Origin of the sequence: Acidovorax sp. (assembly GCF_046341535.1) — a bacterium.
GTDB lineage: Bacteria > Pseudomonadota > Gammaproteobacteria > Burkholderiales > Burkholderiaceae_C > Acidovorax.
Genome location: NZ_JBKDRI010000084.1, coordinates 1 through 13,694, shown reverse-complemented (window position 1 = coordinate 13,694; position 13,694 = coordinate 1). Strand labels below are relative to the sequence as shown.

General features: G+C 64.7%; 15 protein-coding genes and 1 pseudogene. 14 read left to right on the top strand and 2 right to left on the bottom strand.

What is annotated here, in order from left to right; translation table 11 throughout:
• The first annotated feature begins 256 nt into the window (after positions 1 to 256).
• Complete coding sequence (locus ACK543_RS05765) at positions 257 to 1,201, top strand: LysR family transcriptional regulator (protein ID WP_409941898.1); 945 nt, start codon at positions 257 to 259, stop codon at positions 1,199 to 1,201.
• Positions 1,202 to 1,287: 86 nt separating this feature from the next.
• Complete coding sequence (locus ACK543_RS05760; protein WP_409941897.1) at positions 1,288 to 1,734, top strand: DUF2214 family protein; 447 nt, start codon at positions 1,288 to 1,290, stop codon at positions 1,732 to 1,734.
• Between the two features lie 87 nt (positions 1,735 to 1,821).
• Here ACK543_RS05760 and ACK543_RS05755 read toward each other — a convergent pair whose 3' ends face one another.
• Positions 1,822 to 2,115: a PsiF family protein gene (locus ACK543_RS05755; RefSeq protein WP_409941896.1), complete on the bottom strand. Its 294-nt coding sequence runs from the start codon at positions 2,113 to 2,115 to the stop codon at positions 1,822 to 1,824.
• A 140-nt stretch (positions 2,116 to 2,255) separates the two neighbouring features.
• On the opposite strand from ACK543_RS05755, the gene argS reads away from it, so the two are divergent.
• From argS to ACK543_RS05695, 12 genes are all read left to right on the top strand, one after another.
• Entirely contained in the window at positions 2,256 to 3,965 is a 1,710-nt protein-coding gene (gene argS, locus ACK543_RS05750; protein ID WP_409941895.1) for an arginine--tRNA ligase, read from the top strand.
• 15 nt (positions 3,966 to 3,980) lie between these two features.
• Positions 3,981 to 4,622 (top strand): SPOR domain-containing protein, encoded by a 642-nt coding sequence (locus tag ACK543_RS05745; RefSeq protein WP_409941894.1) that lies wholly within the window; start codon positions 3,981 to 3,983, stop codon positions 4,620 to 4,622.
• A 100-nt stretch (positions 4,623 to 4,722) separates the two neighbouring features.
• Positions 4,723 to 5,379, top strand: a complete 657-nt coding sequence (locus ACK543_RS05740) for a thiol:disulfide interchange protein DsbA/DsbL (protein WP_409941893.1) — start codon at positions 4,723 to 4,725, stop codon at positions 5,377 to 5,379.
• A gap of 126 nt (positions 5,380 to 5,505) precedes the next feature.
• Positions 5,506 to 6,168 carry a lipopolysaccharide transport periplasmic protein LptA gene (gene lptA, locus ACK543_RS05735; protein ID WP_409941892.1) on the top strand — a complete coding sequence of 221 codons (663 nt, stop codon included), beginning with the start codon at positions 5,506 to 5,508 and terminating at the stop codon, positions 6,166 to 6,168.
• Positions 6,169 to 6,179: 11 nt separating this feature from the next.
• Positions 6,180 to 6,947 carry an LPS export ABC transporter ATP-binding protein gene (gene lptB / locus ACK543_RS05730; protein WP_409941891.1) on the top strand — a complete coding sequence of 256 codons (768 nt, stop codon included), beginning with the start codon at positions 6,180 to 6,182 and terminating at the stop codon, positions 6,945 to 6,947.
• Between the two features lie 96 nt (positions 6,948 to 7,043).
• Complete coding sequence (gene rpoN, locus ACK543_RS05725; RefSeq protein ID WP_409941890.1) at positions 7,044 to 8,645, top strand: RNA polymerase factor sigma-54; 1,602 nt, start codon at positions 7,044 to 7,046, stop codon at positions 8,643 to 8,645.
• A 215-nt stretch (positions 8,646 to 8,860) separates the two neighbouring features.
• Positions 8,861 to 9,328 carry a cache domain-containing protein gene (locus ACK543_RS05720; RefSeq protein ID WP_409941889.1) on the top strand — a complete coding sequence of 156 codons (468 nt, stop codon included), beginning with the start codon at positions 8,861 to 8,863 and terminating at the stop codon, positions 9,326 to 9,328.
• A 118-nt stretch (positions 9,329 to 9,446) separates the two neighbouring features.
• Positions 9,447 to 11,102, top strand: a complete 1,656-nt coding sequence (locus ACK543_RS05715; protein WP_409941888.1) for a methyl-accepting chemotaxis protein — start codon at positions 9,447 to 9,449, stop codon at positions 11,100 to 11,102.
• Between the two features lie 234 nt (positions 11,103 to 11,336).
• Positions 11,337 to 12,635: a class I SAM-dependent RNA methyltransferase gene (locus ACK543_RS05710; RefSeq protein ID WP_409941887.1), complete on the top strand. Its 1,299-nt coding sequence runs from the start codon at positions 11,337 to 11,339 to the stop codon at positions 12,633 to 12,635.
• Complete coding sequence (locus ACK543_RS05705; protein WP_409941886.1) at positions 12,632 to 13,111, top strand: putative toxin-antitoxin system toxin component, PIN family; 480 nt, start codon at positions 12,632 to 12,634, stop codon at positions 13,109 to 13,111. The genes ACK543_RS05710 and ACK543_RS05705 overlap by 4 nt, the downstream gene beginning before the upstream one ends.
• A 34-nt stretch (positions 13,112 to 13,145) precedes the next feature.
• The gene (locus tag ACK543_RS05700; RefSeq protein ID WP_409941885.1) at positions 13,146 to 13,385 is read left to right on the top strand and encodes a type II toxin-antitoxin system CcdA family antitoxin; all 240 of its coding nucleotides are present in this window, start codon (positions 13,146 to 13,148) and stop codon (positions 13,383 to 13,385) included.
• A gap of 3 nt (positions 13,386 to 13,388) precedes the next feature.
• A complete protein-coding gene (locus ACK543_RS05695; RefSeq protein WP_409941884.1) occupies positions 13,389 to 13,562 on the top strand; it encodes a CcdB family protein in 174 nt (57 codons plus the stop codon).
• Here ACK543_RS05695 and ACK543_RS05690 read toward each other — a convergent pair.
• Positions 13,556 to 13,694 (bottom strand): annotated as a pseudogene (locus tag ACK543_RS05690) (transposase); the annotation flags it as partial. The gene ACK543_RS05695 and the pseudogene ACK543_RS05690 sit on opposite strands and share 7 nt — an antisense overlap.

Below are 13,694 nucleotides of genomic sequence, written 5' to 3'. Positions count from 1 at the left end.
CATGAATTTGGTATCGTTGTTCTCGGCTCAGGTGTGTATAGGGCATCGTGTCTTTCCATGACGGCTAGGTCGGGGAGGACATCCTATGCCTCCTGAGCCAACCTAGCTTTTTAACGATGCACTTTGTTGTTGAATCCGCGTTTCAATAAACAACGGTCACCCGTTGCAGGCTTGGCGCTCCTGCAGCCGCATGACTGCGGCGCCCGGTGCCCCCCCAGGGGCCAGCCGCGCCGCCCTGTCCGCATAATGGGCGCCCATGGACAAACTCAAGGCCTTTGAATCGTTTGTGTCGGTGGCTACCCGCGGCAGCCTCACGGCCGCGGCCAAGGCCGAGGGCGTCGCGCCCGCCATCATGGGGCGCCGTCTGGATGCGCTGGAGGAACACCTGGGCGTGAAGCTGCTGGTGCGCACCACCCGCCGCATCAGTCTGACGCATGAGGGCAGCGCCTTTTTGGAAGACTGCCAGCGCCTGCTGTCGGATGTGGCCAATGCCGAGGCCAGCGTCTCCGAAGGGGGCGTCAAGGCTACCGGGCATTTGCGCATCACCGCACCGGCGGGCTTTGGCCGCCGCCATGTTGCGCCACTGGTGCCGCGGTTTCGCGCCGAACACCCCGATGTCACGATCTCGCTGAACCTGAGCGACCGGGTGGTCGATTTGGCGGGCGAGGGCTTTGACTGCGCGGTGCGCGTGGGAGACCTGCCCGACTCCTCGCTGGTGAGCGTGCGGATTGCCGACAACCGGCGGCTGTGCGTGGCCACACCGGCCTACCTGAAGCGACGCGGTACGCCGCGCCACCCCAGCGAACTGGCGGGGCACGACTGCCTGACGCTCTCGAGCGAGGCATCGCAGACACGCGGATGGGCCTTCCGGATGCCGACCTCGGGTGGTGCCCGTACTGAGACCAGCCCGGCCACGGAAGTCACCTACCTCAAGCCCGGCGGCCCGCTGGACTGCTCGGACGGCCAGGTGCTGCACGACTGGTGTCTGGCTGGCTACGGCATTGCCTGGCGCAGCACCTGGGAGGTCGAGGCAGAGATTTCTGCCGGTCGGCTGGTGGCGGTGCTGGAAGACTTTGCAGCGCCGCCCAATGGCATCTATGTGGTGTTTCCCCAGCGCAAGCACATGCCGCTGCGCGTGCGGCTGTGGATCGATTTCCTCAAGCACAATTACAGCCAGCCTGGCTTCTGGAAGGCTGCATAAGCCACCGGTGACCCGGCATCCCGCAGGCCCGTGTGCCGCCCGCCGCCCGGCGGCATGTTGGCTGCGGATCAACTGGGACTCTCCCCATGACCCTCGAAGCCATCCTGGCCGCCCTGCACCTTTTGGCCATCCTGACCTTTGTCGTCTTCCTGTCGAGCCAGGCGGCGCTGTGCCGCATCGAGTGGCTCAATGCGGCCGTCGTTGAGCGCCTGGCGCGGCTGGATGTGATCTATGCCGTTGCGGCTGTTTTGATGATTGCCAGCGGCATTGCCCGCGTGGTGTGGGGCGTCAAGGGGCCGTCTTGGTACCTGTCCCAGCCGCTGTTTCACCTCAAGATGACCCTGGTCGTGGCCATGGCCGTGCTGTCGTTCTGGCCGTCTATCGCGTTTCGCCGCTGGCGGCGTGATTGGCGCGCCACCGGGGCGCTGCCCCAGGCTGCCGAGGTGGCCCGGGTGCGCCGCCTGGTGATGGTGCAGTCGCATGTGCTGCCGGTGGTGGCCATCATTGCGGTGTTCTGGACGCGGGGCTGGTAGGGACCGCAGACCGCGTGATCTGCAGGCATAAAAAAAGCCTCCGGGCCTTGAGGGCCGGCGGCTTTTTTGCGTGCGGGGAGCGCTGCTTTACTTCTTGAGGCACTCGCTCATGAAAGCCTTGCGCTCATCGCCCTTGAGCGTCTTGGCCTTCTCGTGGGCATTGCAGGCCTTCATCCTGTCCTGTTGCGTGACAGGCTTGTCCTTGAGGCAATCGCTCATGAAGGCCGTGCGTTGATCGCCCTTCAAGTGGCCCGCCTCCATGTTGCAGATCGTCATTTTGGACTGCTGCTTAGTCGGGGCGGCCTTGTCGTCCGCAGCATGGGCCGTAGCGCCAAATGACAGGGCCACACCTAGGGCCAACAGGGAAACAAGCTTGCTCATGGAACCTCCTGGAATAGATTAATGTTGGGGAGCCGCTCCGGCATTGCACCATAGAACCTTGCCCGCCACAACGCCGTCCAACCAACCCCAGCGACCGCGCAGCAGGCGGCGCCCGGCGGTGGCCCCCGTAAAATCGGTCGATGCTTACCGTCAAAAGTGAATTGCTTGCTGCGCTGGCAGCCGAGTTAGAAGTCCTGTCCGAAGGCGCTGGCGCCAAGGCGGCATTTGAATCCCCCAAGGTGGCGGCCCACGGCGACTTTGCCTGCACCGCGGCCATGCAGCTGGCCAAGCCCCTGCGGCTCAATCCCCGCGCGCTCGGCGAACAGCTCAAGGCGGCGCTGGAGGCAACGCCTGCGTTCCAGCGCTGGGTCAGTGCCATTGAGATTGCGGGCCCCGGCTTTTTGAACATCCGCCTCAAGCCCGCCGCCAAGCAGCAGGTGGTGCGCGAGGTGCTGGCCGCCGCAGCTCAATATGGCTTTCGGCCCAGCCACGGGCAGCAGGTGCTGGTCGAGTTCGTGTCGGCCAACCCCACAGGCCCGCTGCATGTGGGCCACGGTCGCCAGGCGGCCCTGGGCGATGCCATCTGCAACCTGTTTGCCACCCAGGGCTGGAAGGTGCACCGCGAGTTCTATTACAACGATGCGGGCGTTCAGATCGACACGCTGACCCAAAGCACGCAGCTGCGCGCCCAGGGCTTCAAGCCCGGCGACCCGTGTTGGCCCACCGACAGCGACAACCCGCTGGCCAAGAACTTCTACAACGGCGACTACATCGCCGACATTGCCGAGGCCTTCAAGGCCCGGGCCATGGTCAAGGCCGATGACCGCGAGTTCACCGCCAATGGCGACGTGGAAGACTACGACAACATCCGCCAGTTTGCCGTGGCCTACCTGCGCAACGAGCAGGACAAGGACCTCAAGGCGTTCGCCCTGGCATTCGACGAGTACTACCTCGAATCGAGCCTGTACACCAGCGGCCGCGTCGAGGCCACGGTGAACCGGCTGGTGGCCAACGGCAAGACCTACGAGCAGGACGGCGCGCTGTGGCTGCGATCCACCGACTACGGCGACGACAAAGACCGTGTCATGCGCAAGCAGGACGGCACCTACACCTACTTCGTGCCGGATGTGGCGTATCACATCGCCAAGTGGGAGCGCGGTTTTAGCAAGGTTGTCAACATCCAGGGCACCGACCACCACGGCACCATCGCCCGCGTGCGCGCCGGCCTGCAGGCGGCCGATGTGGGCATCCCCCAGGGCTACCCCGACTACGTGCTGCACACCATGGTGCGGGTGGTCAAGGGCGGCGAAGAGGTCAAGATCAGCAAGCGTGCGGGCAGCTATGTGACGCTGCGCGACCTGATCGAGTGGACCAGCAAGGATGCGGTGCGTTTCTTCCTGCTCTCGCGCAAGCCCGATACCGAATACACCTTCGACGTGGACCTGGCCGTGGCCCAGAACAACGACAACCCGGTGTACTACGTGCAATACGCCCATGCGCGCATCTGCTCGGTGCTGCGGGCGTGGCAGGAGGCGGGGGGCGGCGATGTGGCCTCGCTCAAGGATGTGGACCTCTCGGCGCTGCAAGGGCCCCAGGCCCAGGCACTGATGCTGCAACTGGCCAAATACCCCGAGATGCTGACCGCCGCCGCCGAAGGCGAAGCCCCCCACGACGTGACCTTTTATCTGCGCGACCTGGCGGCTAGCTACCACAGCTACTACGATGCTGAGCGCATCCTGGTCGATGACGACGCCGTCAAGCACGCCCGCCTGGCGCTGGTCGCAGCCACGGCCCAGGTGTTGCACAATGGCTTGGCCGTGCTGGGCGTGTCAGCCCCGGTCAGAATGTAAGCAAACACGATCACCATGAAAAAGCAACAGACGGGCGGGACGATCATCGGCTTCATCGTCGGGGTCATCGTGGGCCTGGGCGCCGCGCTCGGCGTGGCCGTTTACGTGACCAAGGTGCCGGTGCCGTTCCTCAACAAGAGCGGTGCCCGGACAGCCGACATGGACGCCGCCGAGACCCAAAAGAACAAGGACTGGGATCCGAATGCGCCCCTGTACGGCAAAAACCCAGCCCGCCCGCCGGCGGCGGCCGCCTCGGCCCCGGCCGTTGCAGCGGCTCCTGCGCCTGATGTGAGTGCGGCCGCCTCGGCCGCCAAACCGGCAGCCAGCAAGCCCGAGGCCGCCAAGGCCGAGACCAAGCCCGGCGCCGACCCCTTGGGCGACCTGGCCGTGGCCAAGGCGGCCGCCGCTGGCAATGTCGATCCGTTTGACTACTTTGTCCAGGCAGGTGCCTTCCGTACCCAGGCGGACGCCGACGCCCAGCGCGCCAAGCTGGCCATGCTGGGCTGGGAAGCGCGGGTCAGCGAGCGCGAACAAAACGGCAGGCCGGTTTTTCGTGTTCGCATCGGCCCGTTCACGAAGCGGGCCGACGCCGAGCATCTCAAGGAAAAGCTCGAGGGGGCCGCCGTCGATTCGGTCCTGGTGCGCGTGCAGCGCTGAAGCGGGCTACCGTTCACCCGGCCGGTGCACGCAGCGCCGGCTGAACTTTTACCCGGGGGCTTTCTCCCACACCGCAGACCCACACAGGAGATTCTTTGTCATGAAACGCCGTGATTTTTCTTCGTCTGCCGCCTCTGTGGTGGCTGCTTGCGCCCTGACGCTGCCCGTGGCCACCACCGCGCTGGCACAGCCCCGACAGTTCAAGGAGGGCAAAGACTACCGGCGCCTGGACAAGCCCGTGCCCCCCGATGCGCCAGCCGGCAAGGTCGATGTGCTTGAGTTCTTCTGGTACAGCTGCCCCCACTGCAATTTGTTTGAGCCCACACTGGAAGCCTGGGCCAAGGCGGCACCCAAGGACCTGAGCTTCCGGCGCGTGCCCGTGGCGTTCAACGCCAGCTTTGTGCCGCAGCAAAAGCTGTTTTACGCGCTGCAAGGCATGGGCAAGCTCGACGAACTGCATGCCAAGGTGTTCCAGGCCATCCATGTGGAAAAGCAAAAGCTGGCCAAAGACGACGAAATTTTTGCCTGGGTGGCCAAGCAGGGGGCCGATGCGGCAAAGTTCAAGGAGGCCTACAACTCCTTCACGGTATCCAACCAGATCCGCCGCGCATCGCAGCTTCAGGATGCCTATGGCGTGGAAGGGGTGCCCTCGATGGGCGTGGCCGGCAAGTACTACACCGACGGCACCATGGCCGGCAACATGCAAAACGTCCTGCAGGTGGTCGAGCACCTGGTAGCCTCCTCCCGCAAGGCCTGACGGTCACCAGCGTTTGATACCCGGCTGCAAGCCCATTGCAGCTGCCAGGCGACAGCCCGCGCGAGCGGGCTTTTTTCATGACCGCAGTGCAGGGGTGGCTACAATGACCTGCAAGATTCGTGCCCTATGAACCACCGCCTTCCAACGATCCTCCTGCTGATGGCTCTGGCCAGTTTCCATGGCGTCGGCCATGCTGAAAAGGCGGACCGTGCCAAGCCCATGAACATCGAGGCAGACGCCCTGCGCCACGATGAGCTCAAGCAGACCAGCGTGTTCACCGGGCGGGTGGTCATGACCAAAGGCTCCATCGTGCTGCGGGGCGCACGCCTGGACGTGCGCCAGGATGCCGAGGGCTACCAGCACGGCATCGTCACGGCCGAGCCCGGCAAGCGGGCGTTCTTCCGTCAAAAACGCGACGCGGCCCCCGGTGCTCCCGACGAGTTCATTGAAGGCGAGAGCGAAATCATCGAATACGACGGCAAGGCCGACAACGTGCGTTTCATCACGCGGGCCGAACTGCGCCGCTACCGTGGCGGGGCGCTCAGTGACGAGATCACGGGCGCCGTCATCGTCTACAACAACCTCACCGACGTGTTCACGGTGGATGGTCAGCGCACCGCCCCGGGCGGGCAGGCCGCAGGTGCCACGGCGGGCCAGGGCGGGCGCGTGCGTGCCGTGCTCTCGCCCAAAGACCCGCCGCCACACAGTGGCGCCAGCGCCCCTGCGGCGCCGGGCGCGTCGGCTCCGGCCCTGCGGCCCAGCGGCAATCTCAGTGGCGGCACCAATTGAGCGGGCAGCCCATGCACCCTGGCACGGCAGACGCCACCGGTAGCCGGCTGGAAGTCAACCACCTGGCCAAGTCCTACGGCAGCCGCAAGGTGGTCAAGGATGTGTCGCTGGTGGTGCAAAAAGGCGAGGTCGTGGGCCTGCTGGGCCCCAACGGCGCGGGCAAGACCACCTCGTTTTACATGATTGTGGGATTGGTGCGCAGTGACGCGGGCGACATCCGCATCGACGGGAAGTCGGTCGCACGCATGCCCATCCACCGGCGCTCGCGTCTGGGGCTGTCCTATCTGCCGCAAGAAGCTTCCATCTTTCGCAAGTTGTCGGTCGAGGATAACGTGCGCGCCGTGCTGGAGCTGCAGCGCGGCGATGACGGCAAGCCGCTGCCGCGCAGCACCATCGAAGAGCGCCTGACGGCCCTGCTGCAGGAACTGCGCGTGGACCATTTGCGCGCCTCGCCCGCCATGGCGCTGTCGGGCGGCGAACGCCGCCGGGTGGAGATCGCCCGGGCGTTGGCGACGCAGCCGCGCTTCATCCTGCTCGATGAGCCGTTTGCGGGGATCGACCCCATCGCCGTGATCGAGATCCAGCGCATCATCGGATTCCTCAAGGCGCGCGGCATTGGCGTGCTGATTACCGACCACAACGTGCGCGAGACCCTGGGCATCTGCGACCACGCCTTCATCATCAGCGATGGCCGTGTGCTGGCCCAGGGCACGCCCTCCGAGATTGTTGACAACGCCGAGGTGCGCCGCGTGTACCTGGGCGAGCATTTCCGCATGTGACGGCATGAACCGGATGCATCCCCATGTTGCGCGGTCGCTGCCGCCTCGCCACGGTGCTGAGGCCAGGCGGTCGCGCCGCGTCACGGGGGGCTGCGCATGAAGCCCGGCCTTTCGCTGCGCGTTTCGCAGCACCTGGCGCTCACGCCGCAGTTGCAGCAGTCGATCCGGCTGCTGCAACTGTCCACGCTCGAGCTCTCGCAGGAAGTCGAGCAAATGCTCGACGACAACCCCTTCCTGGAGCGCACGGCCGAAGAGGCGCCCCGTGAGGAGTTTGGTCTGGACGCGGCCGACACGCCGCCACAGGCCGACGACTACGGTGCCGATGAAGCTATGTTTTCAGGAGCATCCAGCGCAGCAGCAGAAAGCGCGGAAGCCCAAAATAACTCAGATAACCCATCGGGCACCGGCGATGAACCCGACTGGAGCGGCGACGGCACGGTGGAAATGGCGCCCAACGATGCCGAGTGGGGGGGCGATGCGCCCCCGCGCACGCGCAACGACAGCGAAGGCGACGAGACCGACGCCACCGAACTCGCTCGCTCGCACGAATCGCTCACTGCCTTCCTGCACCGTCAGGCCCTGGCGCTGCGCCTGTCCGAGGTGGACTGTGCCGCGTTGCGCTTTCTGATCGAATCGCTCAACGATGATGGCTACCTGGAGGAGTCGCTGCAGGAGCTTGCCACCACCCTGGCGGGCCCGGACGACCTGGAGCAGGTCGAAGAACTGGTGCACCGCTTCACGGTCGCCCATCGCCTGCTTCAGAGCCTGGAGCCTGTGGGCGTGGGCGCGCGCGACCTGGCCGAATGCCTGACCCTGCAGCTGCGGGCCATGGCCGCCGACGAAGACTGCGCCGCCGAGGCCGCCACCGTGCAGACCGCCCTGCGCATCTGCCAGCAGCCGCTGGAGATGCTGGCCAAGCGGGACGTGCGGCGGCTGACGCTGCTGTGCAGCGAAGGCGGGGTCGGTGGCGAGGAACGCACCCGCGCGGCCATGGCGCTCATTGCCCGGCTGGAGCCCCGTCCCGGACGCCGCTTTGCCGATGTGGAGCGCAACATCATCATCCCCGATGTGATCGTTCGCAAGGCGGGCCGCGCCAACGGGCGCGAAGGCGCGCCAAACTTCATCGTCCAGCTCAACCCCGAGGTCATGCCCCGCCTTCGCCTGCACGACATCTATGCAGGCGCATTGCGCGGCCACAAGGGCGGCGAGGGCCACCAGGGCATGCAGCAGCGGCTGCAAGAGGCGCGCTGGTTCATCAAGAACATTCAGCAGCGCTTTGACACGATCCTGCGGGTCTCCCGCGCCATCGTCGACCGGCAAAAGAGCTTCTTCACCCACGGCGAGCTTGCCATGCGGCCGCTGGTGCTGCGCGACATTGCCGACGAACTCGGCCTGCACGAATCCACCATCAGCCGGGTGACCACGGCCAAGTACATGGCCACGCCCATTGGCACCTACGAGCTCAAGTACTTCTTTGGCTCGGGGCTGGGCACCGAGACGGGCGGCAACGCGTCAAGCACCGCCGTGCGCGCGCTCATCAAGCAGTTTGTGGGGGCCGAGAGCCCTCGCAAACCGCTGTCCGACAGCCAGATCGCCGACATGCTCAAGGAGCAGGGCATCGAGTGCGCGCGCCGAACGGTCGCCAAGTACCGTGAGGCGCTCAAGATCGCGCCGGCCAACCTGCGCAAGGCGCTGTAGCGGGGCCGCCGCCACGGCGCAGCCGGGCATTGATTCCGGTCGATGGCCAGGCGCGCTTCCAAGCTGATACAAGGCTGACGCCTGTACCCTAAACAAGGGTATTCACCGCCTCGATGAAAAGCTTTCAGGAGGAGGATGGAACTTCTTTGTAACTATGTTGCCAAATGTTAACAAAGGCTTTTCTGAATCTCGCCCATACCTGAAAGGAAACCAAAATGTCATTTTCCAGTCGTCGCTTTTTTGTGGCTGCGGCCATGTTTGGCCTCTTGTCTGTCAATGCCTCGGCCCAGGAGTTCGGGACCCGTGACGAAGCCAAGACCATGGTGGATGCGGCTGTTGAGCATGTGAAGAAGGTGGGCCCGGACCAGGCCTTCAAGGACTTCACCAACAAGGAAAACAAGGCTTGGCAAAAGAAGGATCTGTACGTCTTTGCCTACACCTCCGCGGGCGTGAACGTGGCCCATGGCGCCAACGACAAGCTCGTCGGCAAGAACCTGATCGAGCTCAAGGATCCGAATGGCAAGCTGCTGATCCAGGAGCTGCGCGACACGGCCAAAAAGGGTGGTGGCTGGGTGGAGTACGACTGGCCCCACCCCCAGACCAAAAAGATTGAAAGCAAGATTTCCTACACCCGCATGATGACCAACTTTGACGGTTTTGTCGGCGTGGGTGTGTATCGCTGATCGGGGTGTGACTGGCCGCGGCGTGGTCCAAAGCAAGGGTCAGTGCGGCTCGGCGGGTCAGGCTTTTGCCTGCCCGCCTTTTCGCGCTGGTGCTGTTTACGAAGGGTAGGAGGAGAAAATGTTTCACTGGATTCGAAATACAGCCGTTGCCACCAAGATGGCCGTGGCCCCCACATTTGCGATCGTCTGCCTGGTGCTCGTGGGGTTGACAGGCATCATCGCCAACCAGCGGCTCAGTGCCGCGCTGGTGTCCTTGGGCGAAGAGCGCGTGCCCAGCATCGTGGCGGACGCGGCATTGTCTGAGCAGGTCACCGCCATCCATGCGCTGGTCAACCAGAGCCTGGCCTGGGAGGGCGCGGGCTACAAGGAAGACAAAATCAAAGCGCTCGACAAAAGCATCGAGGCCAAGCTGGATGCCTACAAGGGCGGTCTGCAAAAAAACCTCGATCGGCCCCTGCTGTCAGAGGGCGAGCGCACCCGCCTGAAGGTCGTGAAAACCGAGTTTGACAAGTACGCCAACAATGCCAAGCAGGCGCTGGACATCAAAACCGGCATGCTCGGTAACGCTGCATCGTTCATGACAACCATGGACGGCCACTACAACAAGCTCAAGGCTGAGCTGGACGCCCTGGTCAAGGAGCAGACGGAACAATCCGCCAAGGCTGTGGCGGCCGGGCGTGCGCAGTCAGCCCGCAACAACACCCTCATCCTGACGGGCTTTGGCATTGCGCTGGCGGCCACAGTGCTGCTGTCGTGGCTCATGTACAAGATGATCGTTCCGCCGCTGATGCTGGCCTCACGCGTGGCGGCGGCTGTGGCCGAGGGCGACCTGAGTCAGCGCCCCTCGCCCGAGTCAACCGACGCCACCGGTCAGGTGATCGAGGCGCTGGGCACGGTGACCAGCAATCTGTCGCGTGTGGTGGTGGACATCCGCTCCATGGCCGAGCTGATCAACAACGCTGCGGGGGAAATCTCCGCGGGCAACGCCGACCTGTCGCGCAGAACGGAAACCCAGGCGGCCAATCTGGAGGAGACCGCAGCCTCCATGCAGGAGCTGAGCGCAGCGGTCAAGAACAACGCCGAAACGGCGCGCGAAGCCAACCGCATGGCCAGCTCGGCCAGCGCAGCGGCCGCAGCCGGTGGCACGGTGGTCGGTCAGGTTGTGGACACCATGGGAGAGATCACCGCGTCTTCCCGCAAGATCTCCGACATCATCGGCGTGATCGACGGGATCGCTTTTCAGACCAATATTTTGGCGCTCAATGCCGCCGTGGAAGCCGCGCGGGCTGGCGAGCAGGGCCGGGGCTTTGCCGTGGTGGCCAGCGAAGTGCGTGGCCTGGCGGGCCGTTCGGCCGAGGCGGCCAAGGAGATCAAGAACCTCATCAATGCCAGCGTGACCAAGGTGGATGCGGGCAGCCGCCTGGTAGGCCAGGCGGGGGCTTCGATGCAGGAGATCGTCGCCCAGGTCAAGCGCGTGGCCAGCCTCATCGAGGAAATCAGCGGCACCGCCACCGAGCAGACCCGCGGGATCGACCAGATCAACCAGGCCATTACAGAGCTTGACAGCGTGACCCAGCAAAATGCGGCTCTGGTGGAAGAGGCCGCTGCGGCGGCCGACAGCCTCAACCGCGAGGCGAGCCGGATGGTGCAGGTGGTCAGCGTGTTCAAACTGCAGGCCGGCGATGAAACGGCCGATCCGGCATCGGCACGCTATGCGGCATCGGGTGTGGCGCACAAGGCGGCCGCACCCAATCTGCGTCTGACGGGCTCTTAAAGAAACTTTGCATCACTCTCGCGAGGATGTTGCAGCCCATGGCCGCGCTGTGGGCATCAAAGGTGACGCGGTGGGTTGCCCGAGCCCGCGCCAGCACAGCCCGCAGGGAGTGATGCAGTTGGCCTCGGCCCGAGGCCTGCCTGAGCGCTGGGGCGCAAGCGCCCGAAATATCAAGGCCGTGCCGGTGCGGCGGGCGTGTTTCCCGCATCGCAGGGCTTATCCTCACGCCCTGCTATGAATCAACTCCAACTTTTTCTGCCGTGCGCTGCGGGCGTCGAAAGCTTCCTGGCCGACGAGGTGCACGGCATCACGGGCCTGACCGGACAAGACCTGCTGGTCGGCCGCGGGGGTGTGCTGGCGCGCGCGTCCTGGCGACACGCGCTGCTGCTGAACCTGCACAGCCGCCTGGCCCAGCGCGTGCTGGTGCAACTGGCTCACCGCACCTACCGGTCTGAAAACGACCTCTACGGCCTGGCCAGCGACGTGGCCTGGGAAATCTGGTTCACCACGCGCCAGACCTTCAAGGTGGAAGTGACGGCCCAGCACAGCCCGCTGCAGAGCCTGAATTTCGCGGCCCTGAAAGTGAAAGATGCCGTGGCCGACCGCTTTCGCCACAAAAGCGGAGCGCGCCCCGACGTGAACACCCACGGGCCCGACGTGCGCATCCACCTGCACCTGACCACCGACGAAGCCACCCTGTACATCGACACCAGCGGCGAGCCGCTGTTCAAGCGCGGCTGGCGCGAAGACAAGGGCGACGCACCCCTGAAGGAAACCCTGGCCGCCGCCATGATCGCCGCCAGCGGCTGGGACCCGCATGGCGACCACCCCCAGCCTCTGTACGACCCCTGCTGTGGCAGCGGCACCATCGTCATCGAGGCCGCGCAGATCGCTTGCCGCATTCCGGCGGGCATGCTGCGCCACTTTGCGTTTGAAAAACTGCTGCCGTTTCAGGCCCATGTCTGGAGTGCTATTAAAAAAGAAGCTGAAAGTGCAATACAGGCAAGCGTAACCCCTGTTTTTGGTAGTGATGTCGCCTTCCGGATGGTCGATTTTGCCCAGCGCAACGCCGAGCGCGCAGGCGTGGCCGCCGCCGTGCAGCTGCGCGGTGGCGACGCCCTGCAACGAATGCCGCCCTGCGAAGAACCTGGCGTGATGCTGCTCAACCCGCCCTACGGCGAGCGCATTGCCGCAGCCGGAACCGCAGGCCGCAACGCCAGCGAGCGCGCCGCCGACCGCGCCCAGGGCATGGCCGTGGGCCGCGAAGCAGCGCAGACTGACGATGGCGGCGAGTTCTTCAGCCATCTGGCCTCGCACTGGAAGAAAAACTACACCGGCTGGACGGCCTGGATGCTCACGCCCGACCTCAAACTGCCCAGCAAAATGCGGCTGAAGGAATCGCGCCGCGTCCCCCTGTGGAACGGCCCCATCGAGTGCCGCATGTTCCGCTTCGACATGGTCAAGGGCGCGGTGCGTGAACGCGCCGCCAAGGCGGACCCGGCCGGCACGCCACCCGCCACTCCCGCGCCATGAAGGTGCTGCTGCGCCTGCCCGCCGCAGCCCCGGCGGGCGAGCCTGCGCGGCCGGTGGTGGTGGACACCAACGTCGCGCTCGACCTGCTCATCTTCAGCGACCCACGCACAGCCCCGCTGCGCACGCTACTGGCCGCGGGGCGCCTGGCCTGGATCGCCACCCAGGTCATGCGCGATGAGCTCGAACGCGTGCTGACTTACCCGCACATCCTGGAGCGCATGGACTACTACCGCGTGAGCGCGCCGCAAGTGCTCGCTGCGTTTGACGCGCAGGTGCGCCTGGTGGACATCGCGCCCAAGGTGGCTTACGTGTGCAAGGACGCCGACGACCAGAAGTTCATCGACCTGGCCGCCGCGCACAGGTCCATTTTATTGAGCAAGGACAAGGCCGTGATCTGCATGCGCAAGCGGTTGATGAACCTGGGGGCGGATGTGGCGACGGAGCTGGTGCTGGAGATGGCCGAGGTGTGCGCATAAAATATGCGCATAAATGCTGCGGATATTTTCCACCATGCATCGTTTTGACAACGCACCCAAGAAGTCCACCAACCTGTCGCTCAACAGCAAGGTGCTGGAAGCCGCGCGCGACATGGGAATGAACATTTCCCAGACCGTGGACGAGTTGCTGGCGACCGAAGTCCACCGCCGCTACTGGGAGCGCTGGAACAACACCAACCAAGAGGCCATTGCAGCCTATAACGCGCGCATCGACAGCGAAGGTTTGCCCCTGGACCCGTACCGGAGCTTTTGACCGATGGCGCGTTTTGACGTCTATCGGCACCCCGACGCCGCACAGCGAGCCACCACGCCTTTTCTGCTGGATGTGCAAAACGAATTCATCAGCGGCTTGCACACCCGTGTGGTGCTCCCGCTGCGCAGCGCCGAACGCGTGGCAATACCGCTGCGTGACCTCAGAACGTATCCGTAAATTATGTTTACGCGTAGCGGTACTTTTCTGAAAGCGATGATGGCGGCGGCCAAGTGGTTAAGTGCGAGGAAACTGCGCTCAAGTTTCTCGTACCTCACGAGCAACTTGCGAAATCGGTTGAACCAGCTGTGA